The following is a 13,037-nucleotide window of genomic DNA, read 5'->3' on the forward strand; positions in this document are numbered from 1 at the left end:
GCGTCGGATCAATCAACTGAAATGTTGAATGAACGATTGCTTTCGCGAGCAAGCCCGCTCCCACATTTTTATCGGTGCAGCTAATTACTCGGTAGCGAGTACGCCACGACGCACCTGGTCACGCTCGATCGATTCGAACAGCGCCTTGAAGTTGCCTTCACCGAATCCATCATCGCCTTTACGCTGGATGAATTCGAAGAACACCGGGCCCATCAGGGTTTCCGAGAAGATCTGCAGCAGCAGACGCTTGTCTTCTTTGTCCGACGCGCCATCGAGCAGGATGCCGCGCGATTGCAGTTGATCGACCGGCTCGCCGTGGTTCGGCAGACGGCCTTCGAGCATTTCGTAGTAGGTGTCCGGCGGCGCGGTCATGAAGCGCATGCCGATTTTCTTCAACTGATCCCAGGTCTTGACCAGATCGTCGGTGAGGAACGCCACGTGCTGGATGCCTTCGCCGTTGAACTGCATCAGGAACTCTTCGATCTGCCCGGCGCCCTTCGACGATTCTTCGTTGAGCGGGATGCGGATCATGCCGTCTGGCGCGGTCATCGCTTTCGAGGTCAGGCCGGTGTATTCGCCCTTGATGTCGAAGTAGCGGATCTCGCGGAAGTTGAACAGCTTCTCGTAGAAGTTCGCCCAGTAGGCCATGCGGCCGCGATACACGTTGTGGGTCAGGTGATCGATGATCTTCAGGCCGGCACCGACCGGGTTACGGTCAACGCCTTCGAGGAACACGAAGTCGATGTCATAGATCGAGCTGCCTTCGCCGAAACGGTCGATCAGGTACAGCGGCGCACCGCCAATGCCTTTGATCGCCGGCAGGTTCAGCTCCATCGGACCGGTTTCGATGTGGATCGGCTGGGCACCGAGTTCCAATGCGCGTTTGTAAGCCTTCTGCGAATCCTTGACCCGGAACGCCATGCCGCAAACGGATGGACCGTGCTCGGCCGCGAAGTACGAGGCCACGCTGTGGGGTTCGTTGTTGAGGATCAGGTTTATCGCGCCCTGGCGGTACAGGTGCACGTTCTTGGAACGGTGGGTCGCGACCTTGGTGAAGCCCATGATCTCGAAGATCGGCTCCAGGGTGCCAGGTGTCGGCGATGCGAACTCGATGAACTCGAAGCCCATCAGGCCCATTGGGTTTTCGTATAAATCTGCCATGGTTGGCGCCTCATCATTCTTATCAATTAACCAGAGTTATTTGTCAGTAATGCTGAGACCGGTGGGTGGCGCACAGGAAATGCCACGCACACTGCGGGCGAGGAAGTCACCGTAGATCAGTTGAAACCCGAATATCTTCATTGTCGACCCAAGGCTCTTGCGGGCGAGGCTTCTGCTGCCAGAAGACGATTATTATTGTATGCGTAACCCGATTCTACACAGCGTAAATAGGGTTGTCTGCCCTCTCTATAAAATCCGCTTTTTTCGGCCCTGTGCAAGGGGTTTGTTGCACAGCCAGATGCCCGCCAGAATCAGCGCGCCGCCCACGCACATGGGCATCGTCAGTTGCTCGCCCAGCAGGGAGGCGCCAGCCAGCACGGCCGTCAGTGGGTTGAGCGCAATGAACACTCCGGAGCGGGTCGCGCCGATTTTGCGGATGCCATCGTAGTAACCGATGTAGGCCAGCGCCGAGCCCAACACCCCGAGATAGATCAGACTGAGCCATTGCGTCATGCCCAGATTGGCCACCGCCGCCCCGCTCACGTCGCCACGAACGGCAGCCAGCGCCCAGAGCATCAGCGTGCCCAGCAGAATCGAAAAGGTCACCGTCTGCAGCGGGCCGATGCTCTGGTTGAGGCTACGGGAGAACAGCGAATAAGCACCCCAGCTCAATACGCAGCCGAAAATCAGCAGATCGCCGATCCAGGCGTCTGGCGTCGCGGCGAGCAATTGCGGATTACGACTGACGATCACCGCACCCGCCCCCCCGATGCAGAGCAGAATGCCGATGACCTTCAAACGGCTCAGTCGCTCCTTGAACAGCAGCCATGACGTCAGGCCAATCACCGCCGGATTCAAAGCGACGATCAACGAAGCCCGTGACGCATTGATGTATTGCAGGCCGTAAAAGAAGCACAGGTTGTAGAAGAAAATCCCGAAGAACCCCAACGACAGCAGTTGCAGCCATTGCCGGGCCGTCGGCCGTGCCAGAGGAATCCGTGCCAGCCACAAAAAACCGAGCAACGCGACGCTGGCCAGCAAGAACCTCAGGCTGGCGGCCAGGATCGGGCTCAGACTCCCGGCCAGCAGCCGCCCGGCGACCCAGGTCCCGCCCCAAATCATGCTGACCATGGCCAGATTCAGATAAACCGGCATGTCCGAGGCGACCGGACGAATTGATTCATGACTGTTCATGACACTCCAAACGAAGAAACTGACGAATGACGTATCATTTGACTGATTCAACATCATCGTAAAATGAGTCTTTACTCATGACCCTGACCCAACTCGAAATTTTCTCACTGGTGGCCGAACTGCGCGGCTTCACTCTCGCGGCTCATCGACTGGGGATTTCACAGTCGGCGGTGTCCCACGCCTTGAAGTCACTGGAGCAGGAACTGGGTGTCGAATTGCTGCGCCGGCACCAATCGCAAGTGGAACTCAGCGATATTGGCGAGCAGTTGCTGTTGCGCGCGCGGGCCATGCTCGGGCTGGCCAACACATTGCGTCAGGAGGCCGCCGATGCACGGGGAATGAAACGCGGTACGTTGCGTATCGGCTCGTTCGGGCCGACGTCTTCGATCAGGTTGCTGCCGAGCATTCTTCAGCATTACCGCGAGGCGCATCCGGGCATCGAGGTGCACATCGACGAAGGGCCGGATCGGCAAGTGGTCCAGTGGCTTGAGGAGCGGCGGATCGATATCGGTTTCGTGGTCCTGCCTGAAGATCGATTCGACACGTTTGCCCTGGTGGAAGATCAGATGGTCGCCCTGCTCCCTCTCGATCATCCACTGGCGACTCATGACGCGTTGCACCTGAAAGACTTGTGCGCCGACCCGTTCGTGCTGACCGAAGCGGGTTCCTCGGAGTTGGTGTCGCGGATGTTCAATGCAGCGAAGTTGAGCCCGAATATCCGCTACCGTTGCTCGCAACTGCTGAGCACCCTCGACACCGTAGGCCGGGGCGATGCCATTACGGTCGTAGCCGAAGGTTCGCTGCCGACTGAGGCGAACCCGCGCTACGTGAAACGACCACTGTCTCCTGTCGTGCAACGACAAGTCGGCCTGGCCGTGCTTGACCGACGCCAGGCTTCACCCGCCGCTCTGGCCTTTATCCAGTTGGCAACACGGCTGGATTATCGATGAGCGGCGCAAGCGACAACGGCCATCTATCATGGGCACAGACAAAACGCTTTCCGCACAGGCACCTCGTTTCGAGAGCCTGACCCACCGCGACAGGATGCGCCCATGCCGCTGACCGCCAGGCCCCGCCGCAAACGCAGTACCCGAATCATCGTGACACTGCTTTGTGGTGCGCTTCCCATCATCATCGGCGGCGTCATTCTTCATATGCAGGCCGAACGTACACTTCAACTGAGCTCCCGGGAAACAGCCAACGAAGCCGTGCGCCAGTTCGACCTGATGCTCGACAACACCGCCCAGGCCGCTCGGGATTTGCTGCCGCTGGCAGGCCAGACGTGCGAGGACGTCAAACTGGCATTGCGCGAGCAAGTGACCCGCCGCCCGTTCGTTCGCTCGACCAATCTGGTGTGGGACAACAACCTCTATTGCAGCTCGCTGTTCGGCGACTTCAAGGAAGCGGTCAATCCAGGCGACTATACCCAAGGCAAGTTGTGGCTCATGAACGGCAACCCGGTCACGCCTGATACGGCGCTGCTGGTGTATCGGCTGAACGACGGACGAGGTGGAGCTCTGACCACGCTGGACGGTTATCACTTGAGCAACATCCTGGGACTGATCGGCCGGCAAACATTGTTGTTGCTGCAAGTCGGCAACGCTTGGCTTTCCGCCGACGGCAAAGTGCATCAAGGCGCCCTGCCCGAGTTGCCGGTTGCGCAAAGTACCTTGAACTCATCGCACTACGCGTTCTCGGTAACCGCAGGTTTCCCTGAGGGCGAGACCTGGCGTTACATGAGCAATGAATACCCGCCGCTGTTCAGCCTGCTGATGTTTTTTGGCGCGGTGTCCGGCGCGATCGGCTACACCTTGCAAAGACGCTCCACTTCGCCGAGCCACGAAATGCTTCGCGCACTGGAAGCGGGGGAATTCATTCCGTACTTTCAACCGGTCGTGTACGGCGACACCAAGCAATGGTCAGGCACTGAAGTATTGATGCGCTGGAAGCATCCCAAAGAAGGTCTGGTGCGTCCGGACCTGTTCATACCCTTTGCCGAACACTCCGGGCTGATCGTGCCGATGACCCGTTCATTGATGCAACAAACCGCAGTTGCGCTCGGGCCGCTGTCCTCTTCCTTTGTTTCGCCCTTTCACATCGGCATCAACATTACGGCCAGCCACTGCCGCGATCTTGAATTGCTGGAAGATTGCCGCGAGTTTCTGGCGGCATTTGCCCCCGGCAGCATCAGCCTGGTGCTGGAGTTGACCGAGCGGGAGCTGATCGAGCCCACCGACATCACCCATCAACTGTTTGCACAATTGCGCGCCATGGGCGTGAAGATCGCCATCGACGACTTCGGTACCGGTCATTCGAGCCTGGGCTATTTGAGAACATTCAATGTCGATTTCCTGAAGATCGACCAGACATTTGTCGCCATGATTGATAAAGACGCCCTGTCCCGCCACATTCTGGACAGCATCATCGAACTGTCCGCCAAACTGGACCTGGGCACGGTAGCCGAAGGCGTGGAAACACAGACCCAGGCGGATTACCTGAGCGCGCACCACGTCAACTTTCTGCAGGGCTATCTGTTTGGCAAACCGATGCCGGCGGCAGACTTCATCGATGCATTAACTCACCATTAACTAAACGCGATAAAACCGGCGGGCTCAGACCGTTCGCACCAAATTGATACAAGACATCGCTGTTTTTACATAAAGAAAAAGTCAGGATTTACTCTTGACGCATTAACTACTACAATTTTTCTTACCTGTTGCTAGATTGGCAGGTGAGCCACTATCACCGAGTCGCTTCAAGGCTCTTGGCTTATAGCTTTGTTTGCGGTTGGTATCAGCCAAACACACTATTGGAGTAAAGATATTGTCCAGACTCGCTGAATTTCGCGCAGCCGAAAAGGCCCTTCAAGAACAGCTCAAGCAGCTGGAGTCGCTGAAGAACGATGCCGGGCTCAAGAAAGAAATCGAATTCGAAGAAAAGCTCCAGGGGCTGATGAAAACCTACGGCAAAGGCCTGAAAGACATCATCGCCATTCTCGATCCGAATCCGGCAAAATCCGGCCTGCAACAGGCCTCGGCACCTAAAACCCGCCGCGCTCGCGTGGTCAAGGTCTATCAGAACCCGCACACCGGCGAGCTGATCGAGACCAAGGGCGGCAACCATCGCGGGCTTAAAGCCTGGAAGGAACAATACGGTGCAGCCACCGTTGACTCCTGGTTGCGCGGTTAATCCCTCGCAAACATAAAAGCCCTGCAAATGCAGGGCTTTTTTTTGGACGATATCTAACAAATGCAACAATTTCTTGTTGCGAAAGTTGAGGCCAAACACCTACTTGCGCGGGAACTATGCTTCTGGATGTTGCGTCATTGCCGGGCGACCAACTTTGTATTTAATCACTTCAGGTATCTAACGCCCCGCCGACCACCGAACAGGTGACTAGAATTTCAAGCTGTTTCTCGCCGCGACTATTTCATCCGCACTGGCCTTGTAAACCTCGGCTTGCCCGGCATAGGAAAGTACATAGGCTTTGTCTGCCTCTACTGCGGCGACCAATGTTTGTGACAGCACATGACGGCCGTTTTCCGTGACAGTACAAGTGGTCTCCAGCGCTGCCAGCGAACCGAGCGTGCTCGAATGAACCTTGTTGCAGACGCTCTGATAACCAGCCCGGAAAAAGTCCTTCTGTACCGACTTGCGCATCTCCAGCAATACACCTTGCAAATTGACCTGATGCCCCGTCTCCACACGCGTCATCGTCAACTCCATCACCATGACCTGATTGCCATCGGCATCGGTCTTCACCGCCCGCTGACGGGAAACTTCCGGCGCTGTTTCGGACAGCGCTTCGACTTGCCAGCCGGCGGGCCAGGTAATGCTAGGCGCATCAGCGCAGGCCGAAGCGGCGACGAGGGACAAGCCGAAGAAAACGAACAGCGATTTAAACGGTCGGATCATTACCAGAGGCACTCGCGGATTGAGCTGTAAAGTCTGAGGCTCGCCCGCCTGCAGGGCAAGCCCGCGCTTTCAGTTTGGCGATGCCGCAAGGCATGCGTATCATTGCGCCCATTCACTCGCCCCAATTTGTTACGGAGGGCTCATGAGCCTGCAAGAACTGAACACTTTCCCTGGCGTTACCGCCTCACCGGACAGCGCAACCCGCAACTTCGTGTTCAACCACACCATGCTGCGCGTCAAAGACATCACCAAGTCGCTGGACTTCTATACCCGCGTACTGGGTTTCTCGCTGGTGGAAAAGCGTGATTTCCCGGAAGCGGAATTCAGCCTGTACTTCCTCGCCCTGGTCGACAAATCGCAGATCCCGGCCGATGCCGCTGCGCGCACCGAGTGGATGAAGTCGATTCCCGGCATCCTGGAACTGACCCACAACCACGGCACGGAAAACGACGCCGATTTCGCCTACCACAACGGCAACACCGACCCGCGTGGTTTCGGCCACATCTGCATTTCGGTCCCGGACATCGTTGCCGCTTGCGCACGCTTTGAAGAGCTGGGTTGCGACTTCCAGAAGCGCCTGACCGATGGCCGCATGAAAAGCCTGGCGTTCATCAAGGACCCGGATGGCTACTGGGTCGAGATCATTCAGCCAGCGCCGCTGTAAAGCTCAAGCGCCTCTCCCTTATGGAGAGAGCACTGCACAAAGAAAAAACCCCATCATCGCTGATGGGGTTTTTCTTTTTCAGGGCCGGTATTTATGCCGGCGCTGAAGTGCGGATCAGGTGATCGAAAGCGCTGAGAGAAGCCTTGGCGCCCTCGCCCACCGCAATCACGATCTGCTTGTACGGCACGGTAGTCACGTCACCGGCAGCGAAGATGCCGGGGATCGAGGTTTCACCACGGTTGTCGACGATGATCTCACCGCGCGGCGACAGCTCGATGGTGCCTTTGAGCCAATCGGTGTTAGGCAACAGACCGATCTGCACGAAGATACCTTCCAGCTCGACAGTGCGCAGCTCGTCACTGTTGCGATCCTTGTAACGCAGGCCGTTGACCTTCTGCCCGTCGCCGGTGACTTCAGTGGTCAACGCACTGGTGATCACAGTGACGTTCGGCAGGCTGTGCAGCTTGCGTTGCAGTACAGCGTCGGCACGCAGTTGTACGTCGAACTCAAGCAAAGTTACGTGGGACACGATACCGGCCAGGTCGATGGCCGCCTCGACGCCGGAGTTACCGCCGCCAATCACCGCCACACGCTTGCCTTTGAACAGCGGGCCGTCGCAGTGCGGGCAGTACGCCACGCCCTTGTTGCGGTATTCCTGCTCGCCCGGCACGTTCATTTCACGCCACCGTGCGCCGGTCGCCAGAATCACGCTCTTGGCCTTGAGGGTTGCGCCGCTGGCGAAGCGGACTTCATGCAGCTCGCCGTTCTTGCCCGGGATAAGCTTGTCGGCACGTTGCAGGTTCATGATGTCGACGTCGTACTGCTTGACGTGTTCTTCCAGCGCGGTCGCCAGTTTCGGGCCTTCGGTTTCCTGCACGGAAATGAAGTTCTCGATGGCCATGGTGTCCAGCACCTGACCGCCGAAACGCTCGGCCGCAACACCGGTGCGAATGCCTTTCCGTGCGGCGTAGATCGCCGCCGAAGCACCGGCCGGGCCACCGCCGACCACCAACACATCGAATGCCTGCTTGGCACTGATTTTCTCGGCCTGACGCTCGATGGCACCGGTGTCGAGTTTGGCGAGGATCTCTTCCAGGCCCATGCGGCCCTGGCCAAAATTTTCGCCGTTCAGGTAAATACTCGGCACAGCCATGATCTTGCGATCGTTGACTTCGTCCTGGAACAGCGCGCCGTCAATGGCGACGTGGCGGATGTTCGGGTTCAGCACGGCCATCAGGTTCAGCGCCTGAACGACGTCCGGGCAGTTCTGGCAGGACAGCGAGAAGTAAGTCTCGAAGCTGAACTCACCCTTGAGCGAGCGGATTTGTTCGATCACTTCGACACTGGCCTTCGAAGGGTGGCCACCGACTTGCAGCAGGGCCAGCACCAGCGAAGTGAATTCATGGCCCATCGGGATGCCGGCGAAACGCAGGCTGATGTCGGCACCGGGGCGGTTGATCGAGAACGACGGTTTGCGTGCATCGTCGCCGCTGTCGATCAAAGTAATCTGATGCGAAAGACTGGCAACGTCTTTCAGCAGGTCGAGCATTTCACGGGATTTCGCACCGTCGTCGAGTGAAGCAACGATCTCGATCGGCTGGGTGACCCGTTCCAGGTACGATTTCAACTGGGCTTTAAGATTGGCGTCCAACATACGGGCGATCTCCTGACTTTATTTGAGGCGAAAAAAAGCCCGAGCGAATCTCGCCCGGGCTTTTCTATTGGGCGGTGCAGCTTACTTAGGTAGGTGCGGAGTTCCGCCCTGCATTGCGTGTCACAGACTTAGATCTTGCCGACCAGGTCCAGGGACGGAGCCAGAGTGGCCTCGCCTTCTTTCCATTTGGCTGGGCAAACTTCGCCTGGGTGAGCAGCAACATACTGAGCAGCCTTGATTTTGCGCAGCAGCTCGGAAGCGTCACGGCCAACGCCGCCATCGTTCAGTTCAACGATTTTGATCTGGCCTTCAGGGTTGATCACGAAGGTGCCACGGTCAGCCAGGCCAGCTTCTTCGATCAGCACGTCGAAGTTGCGGGAGATGACGTGGGTCGGGTCGCCGATCATGGTGTATTCGATTTTGCCGATGGCTGGCGAAGTGTTGTGCCAGGCTGCGTGGGCAAAGTGGGTGTCGGTCGAAACGCTGTAGATTTCTACGCCCAGTTTCTGGAAGGCAGCGTAGTTGTCGGCCAGGTCTTCCAGCTCGGTCGGGCAAACGAAGGTGAAGTCGGCTGGGTAGAAGAACACTACGGACCATTTGCCTTTCAGGTCAGCGTCCGAGACTTGTACGAAGTCGCCGTTTTTGAACGCGGTAGCTTTGAACGGTTTTACTTGGCTGTTGATGATAGGCATTGATGACTCTCCGTCAGGGTTGTGAATTCGATGGGTGAATCCTACCCACTCACTTGACGGATGGCTCATTGGCAAACCTGATGCTGCTGATTTGTTTTCGCTATTAGCTGACTGTATTAATAGAAGAAAACGATATCTACGACGACAACGGCTTATCCGTAATCCGGGCCATCCCGTGAAAAGGGCTCGCTTCAACATAGCGCATGGCGGACTTCATATCCTTCCAGCCTACATAACTCATCAGCGACTTGAGATCCCAGCCACTTTGATGAGCCCAGGTTGCGAAGCCGCGGCGCAGGGAGTGACTGGTATAGCGCTCAGCTGAGATCCCCGCGCGCTCCAGGGCCTGGCGCAGCAACGGAATCACGCTGTTGGCATGCAAGCCCTCCTCGCTCAGATTGCCCCAGCGGTCGACGGCGCGAAACACCGGCCCCCGTACCAGAGCCGCTTCGGTGATCCATTCGATATACGCCTGCACCGGGCACAACTTCAGCAGCGCCGGGGCCTGATAGGTCTGACCGAGGTTCTCCCGATCGCCCTTGCTGCGCGGCAGGTAGAGGGTGATGCCGCTGCCGGCGTGGGCCTGCACGTGCTCGATCTGCACCCGGCACAGCTCGTCACTGCGAAAGCCACGCCAGAACCCCAGAAGAATCAACGCTCGATCCCGACAGGCTCTGAGTAGCAACGGTCGATCCTGTTTTTCCCGGGCGTCTTTCATTTCCTGCTCAAGCCAGGCCACGGTCTGCTCCAGATCCCGCAATTGCAAGGGTTCAGCCTGTTTTTCCTGCGCCGGATGTAAAGCGCGGATCCCCTTGAACACTTTGCGCACGACGGGCGACTTGGTCGGATCGGCGAAGCCCTGACTGTTGTGCCACTGCGCCAGCGCCGACAAGCGCAATTTCAGCGTATTGACCGACAGCACGCCGGCGTGAGCCACCAGATACCGCGCGATGCTGTCTGCTGTCGCGGGCAGGAACCCACCCCAGACCGTTTCGAAATGCTCGACGGCCGCACGATAACTGCGGCGGGTGTTGTCACGGGTGGCGGCTTGCAGATAGCGATCGATATCGCTCATGGGCTGATTTCTCGCAGATGTACTGATTTGAAGATTGAAAAGCGGATTCTGGCGCCTCACACGGGGTAATACCAGTATATCCCGTCCGTTTATCTTGAAACATTTAACTTTATTTTCAGCATGGTACACTGCGTACTTTGGTGGCATGTACCACAGTACGTAATCGTAGGAGCACATATGGCCCGTGGCGGCGTTAACAAAGCAGTAGTCCAGATCGCGCGCTCAGCGATCCTCGCCCGTGGCGAACACCCAAGCATTGACGCAGTACGCATCGAACTGGGCAATACGGGTTCCAAAACCACTATTCATCGCTATCTGAAGGAGCTGGATGACGGTAGCAAACCGGCCGACCCGTCGGCAGAACCCATTGATGACGAGCTGCTGGCGCTCGTAACGCGCCTGGCGCAACGCCTGAAAGAACAGGCGCAGGAGCCGATCGAACAGGCTCGCGAACAGTACGAGCAACAACGCCAGGCATTGGAAGCAGAGCTGAATCAGCTCCGTCAGAACCATGCGCAACTGGAGCAAAAGCACGACATCCAGGTCGCTGCGCTGGCCAAGGAGTCCGAAGCCTTGAGCGACACCCGCTCGATGCTGCAAACAGAGCAGACACGCAATGCCGGCCTGAACCAGGCGCTGGCAGATTTTGAATTGCGCTTGCAGGACAAGGACGAGCAGATCCGCTCACTGGAAGAAAAGCACCTGCACGCTCGAGACGCTCTTGAGCACTATCGCAATGCCGTCAAGGAGCAGCGCGAACAGGAACAGAGCCGTCACGAAAGTCAGGTTCAGCAATTGCAGATGGAGTTGCGTCAGTCGCAGCAAAGCGCGCTGGTACGCCAGGATGAAATCACGCAATTGCACCGCGACAACGAACGCCTGCTGACTGAAAACCGCGGCACGTTGCGTGAACTGAGCCTGCTGCAGGATCAGCTCAAGCACAGCAATCAACGTCAGGATCAACTGCTGGAGCAAGCGACGCGTGTCGACAGCGAACGCACCCTCCTCCAGGAACGCTTGCGCGTGGCGCTACTCGAAAGCCAGACACTCAAACAGAGCGTCGACGAGCAGGCCCAACTCAACCAGTCACTGGAAAAACAGCTGATCCAGGCTCAAGACAGCTTGCGCCTGGCCACTACCGTTGCGGCAGCGCCAGACGCAAAAGCGTCAAAGGACGATTAAGCGCCGACCGGCGTACGCATGGTGACAAACTCTTCGGCCGCCGTCGGGTGCACCCCGATGGTGTCGTCGAAGTCTCGCTTGGTTGCACCAGCCTTCAGCGCAATCGCCAGCCCTTGCACGATCTCGCCGGCATCCGGCCCGACCATGTGGCAGCCAAGTACTTTGTCGGATTTGCCATCGACCACCAGCTTCATCAGTGTGCGCTCCTGGCATTCGGTCAGCGTCAGCTTCATCGGGCGGAAACGGCTTTCATAGATCACCACGTCATGCCCTGCTTCCCGCGCCTCTTCTTCGGTCAAACCGACGGTGCCGATATTCGGCAGGCTGAACACTGCCGTCGGGATCATCTTGTAATCCACCGGGCGGTATTGCTCAGGCTTGAACAGACGTCGCGCCACCGCCATGCCTTCGGCCAGCGCCACTGGTGTCAGCTGAACGCGGCCGATGACATCGCCCAACGCGAGAATTGACGGCTCGGTGGTCTGATATTGCTCGTCGACCTTGATGAAGCCCTTGTCGTCCAGTTGCACCTCGGTATTTTCCAGCCCGAGATTATCCAGCATCGGACGCCGGCCAGTGGCGTAGAACACGCAATCCGCCTCCAGCACGCGACCATCCTTGAGGGTCGCCTTCAGGCTGCCATCCGCCTGTTTGTCGATCCGCTCGATATCGGCATTGAACTGCAGATTCATGCCGCGCTTGGTCAGCTCTTCCTGCAGATGCTTGCGCACAGAACCGTCGAAACCACGAAGGAACAGATCACCGCGATACAACAGCGTGGTATCTGTACCGAGACCATGGAAGATTCCGGCGAACTCGACAGCGATGTAACCACCACCGACGACCAGGACGCGCTTCGGCAGCTCTTTCAGGAAAAACGCCTGATTGGAACTGATGGCGTGTTCATGCCCCGGAATCTCCGGAATCTGCGGCCAGCCGCCCGTGGCGATCAGGATGTTTTTCGCGGTGAAACGCTCACCATTGACCTCGACCTCATGCGGACCAACGATCTTCGCGTGCGCTTCGTGCAGGGTCACACCACTGTTGACCAGCAGATTGCGATAAATGCCGTTCAGGCGATTGATCTCGCGATCCTTGTTGGCGATCAGGGTCGCCCAATCGAAATTCGCCTCACCCAGGCTCCAGCCGAAACCGGACGACTGCTCAAAGTCTTCGGCGAAATGCGCGCCGTACACCAGCAGCTTTTTCGGCACACAGCCGACATTGACGCAGGTACCGCCCAGATAACGGCTCTCGGCCACCGCCACTTTCGCACCGAAACCGGCCGCAAAACGCGCAGCCCGCACACCGCCGGAACCGGCACCAATCACATAAAGGTCAAAATCGTAGGCCATATCTATCTCCTCGGCAGGCGATCAGCATACCCGCCGTCGTCCGTTGGGCAAGCACTCCTGCCGATATAGGGGCGGAAAATGAAAAAGCCACCCGAACAGACTGTGTGAAAACGCACTGAAGGCCAGCCCAACAAACGCCCCGACT

General features: G+C 57.7%; 12 protein-coding genes. 5 read left to right on the forward strand and 7 right to left on the reverse strand.

Translation table 11 applies throughout. From position 1 onward, the window contains the following. Positions 1 to 84 precede the first annotated feature (84 nt). Together hppD and ACW9HX_RS27870 are read right to left on the reverse strand one after the other, a co-directional pair. Complete coding sequence (gene hppD / locus ACW9HX_RS27865) at positions 85 to 1,161, reverse strand: 4-hydroxyphenylpyruvate dioxygenase (protein WP_011334325.1); 1,077 nt, start codon at positions 1,159 to 1,161, stop codon at positions 85 to 87. A 246-nt stretch (positions 1,162 to 1,407) separates the two neighbouring features. Then, positions 1,408 to 2,355, reverse strand: coding sequence for a DMT family transporter (locus ACW9HX_RS27870; protein ID WP_457383050.1), 948 nt, complete (start codon positions 2,353 to 2,355; stop codon positions 1,408 to 1,410). A 77-nt stretch (positions 2,356 to 2,432) separates the two neighbouring features. Here ACW9HX_RS27870 and ACW9HX_RS27875 point away from each other — a divergent pair, with 77 nt between their 5' ends. The 3 genes from ACW9HX_RS27875 to ACW9HX_RS27885 all read left to right on the forward strand — a co-directional run bounded on the left by ACW9HX_RS27875 (position 2,433) and on the right by ACW9HX_RS27885 (position 5,544). Then, the gene (locus tag ACW9HX_RS27875; RefSeq protein ID WP_457383051.1) at positions 2,433 to 3,305 is read left to right on the forward strand and encodes a LysR family transcriptional regulator; all 873 of its coding nucleotides are present in this window, start codon (positions 2,433 to 2,435) and stop codon (positions 3,303 to 3,305) included. Between the two features lie 102 nt (positions 3,306 to 3,407). Continuing rightward, the gene (locus tag ACW9HX_RS27880; RefSeq protein WP_457383052.1) at positions 3,408 to 4,943 is read left to right on the forward strand and encodes an EAL domain-containing protein; all 1,536 of its coding nucleotides are present in this window, start codon (positions 3,408 to 3,410) and stop codon (positions 4,941 to 4,943) included. A 235-nt stretch (positions 4,944 to 5,178) separates the two neighbouring features. Then, positions 5,179 to 5,544, forward strand: coding sequence for a histone-like nucleoid-structuring protein, MvaT/MvaU family (locus tag ACW9HX_RS27885; protein ID WP_169430538.1), 366 nt, complete (start codon positions 5,179 to 5,181; stop codon positions 5,542 to 5,544). A 207-nt stretch (positions 5,545 to 5,751) separates the two neighbouring features. On the opposite strand, the gene ACW9HX_RS27890 is transcribed toward ACW9HX_RS27885, so the two are convergent. Beyond that, positions 5,752 to 6,270, reverse strand: coding sequence for a DUF4946 domain-containing protein (locus ACW9HX_RS27890; RefSeq protein ID WP_457383053.1), 519 nt, complete (start codon positions 6,268 to 6,270; stop codon positions 5,752 to 5,754). Between the two features lie 142 nt (positions 6,271 to 6,412). Here ACW9HX_RS27890 and gloA point away from each other — a divergent pair, with 142 nt between their 5' ends. Continuing rightward, on the forward strand, positions 6,413 to 6,934 hold the full coding sequence (gloA, locus tag ACW9HX_RS27895) for a lactoylglutathione lyase (protein ID WP_457383054.1): 522 nt from the start codon (positions 6,413 to 6,415) through the stop codon (positions 6,932 to 6,934). A 91-nt stretch (positions 6,935 to 7,025) separates the two neighbouring features. Here gloA and ahpF read toward each other — a convergent pair whose 3' ends face one another. From ahpF to ACW9HX_RS27910, 3 genes are all read right to left on the reverse strand, one after another. Beyond that, entirely contained in the window at positions 7,026 to 8,588 is a 1,563-nt protein-coding gene (gene ahpF / locus ACW9HX_RS27900; protein WP_457383055.1) for an alkyl hydroperoxide reductase subunit F, read from the reverse strand. Between the two features lie 128 nt (positions 8,589 to 8,716). Next, a complete protein-coding gene (gene ahpC / locus ACW9HX_RS27905; RefSeq protein ID WP_003224621.1) occupies positions 8,717 to 9,280 on the reverse strand; it encodes an alkyl hydroperoxide reductase subunit C in 564 nt (187 codons plus the stop codon). Positions 9,281 to 9,416: 136 nt separating this feature from the next. Continuing rightward, positions 9,417 to 10,355, reverse strand: a complete 939-nt coding sequence (locus tag ACW9HX_RS27910; RefSeq protein ID WP_457383056.1) for a site-specific integrase — start codon at positions 10,353 to 10,355, stop codon at positions 9,417 to 9,419. A gap of 177 nt (positions 10,356 to 10,532) precedes the next feature. On the opposite strand from ACW9HX_RS27910, the gene ACW9HX_RS27915 reads away from it, so the two are divergent. Continuing rightward, entirely contained in the window at positions 10,533 to 11,537 is a 1,005-nt protein-coding gene (locus tag ACW9HX_RS27915; protein WP_457383057.1) for a DNA-binding protein, read from the forward strand. Here ACW9HX_RS27915 and gorA read toward each other — a convergent pair. Then, a complete protein-coding gene (gene gorA, locus ACW9HX_RS27920; protein WP_457383058.1) occupies positions 11,534 to 12,892 on the reverse strand; it encodes a glutathione-disulfide reductase in 1,359 nt (452 codons plus the stop codon). The genes ACW9HX_RS27915 and gorA overlap by 4 nt on opposite strands. Positions 12,893 to 13,037: the final 145 nt, after the last annotated feature.

The organism is Pseudomonas sp. SDO52101_S400, from assembly GCF_054071635.1.

Bases quoted from the DNA above. Each gene is read 5' to 3' on its own strand.
- hppD (WP_011334325.1), bottom strand. From the start codon at position 1,161: ATGGCAGATTTATACGAAAACCCAATGGGCCTGATGGGCTTCGAGTTC.
- ACW9HX_RS27870 (WP_457383050.1), bottom strand. From the start codon at position 2,355: ATGAACAGTCATGAATCAATTCGTCCGGTCGCCTCGGACATGCCGGTT.
- ACW9HX_RS27875 (WP_457383051.1), top strand. From the start codon at position 2,433: ATGACCCTGACCCAACTCGAAATTTTCTCACTGGTGGCCGAACTGCGC.
- ACW9HX_RS27880 (WP_457383052.1), top strand. From the start codon at position 3,408: ATGCCGCTGACCGCCAGGCCCCGCCGCAAACGCAGTACCCGAATCATC.
- ACW9HX_RS27890 (WP_457383053.1), bottom strand. From the start codon at position 6,270: ATGATCCGACCGTTTAAATCGCTGTTCGTTTTCTTCGGCTTGTCCCTC.
- gloA (WP_457383054.1), top strand. From the start codon at position 6,413: ATGAGCCTGCAAGAACTGAACACTTTCCCTGGCGTTACCGCCTCACCG.
- ahpF (WP_457383055.1), bottom strand. From the start codon at position 8,588: ATGTTGGACGCCAATCTTAAAGCCCAGTTGAAATCGTACCTGGAACGG.
- ahpC (WP_003224621.1), bottom strand. From the start codon at position 9,280: ATGCCTATCATCAACAGCCAAGTAAAACCGTTCAAAGCTACCGCGTTC.
- ACW9HX_RS27910 (WP_457383056.1), bottom strand. From the start codon at position 10,355: ATGAGCGATATCGATCGCTATCTGCAAGCCGCCACCCGTGACAACACC.
- ACW9HX_RS27915 (WP_457383057.1), top strand. From the start codon at position 10,533: ATGGCCCGTGGCGGCGTTAACAAAGCAGTAGTCCAGATCGCGCGCTCA.
- gorA (WP_457383058.1), bottom strand. From the start codon at position 12,892: ATGGCCTACGATTTTGACCTTTATGTGATTGGTGCCGGTTCCGGCGGT.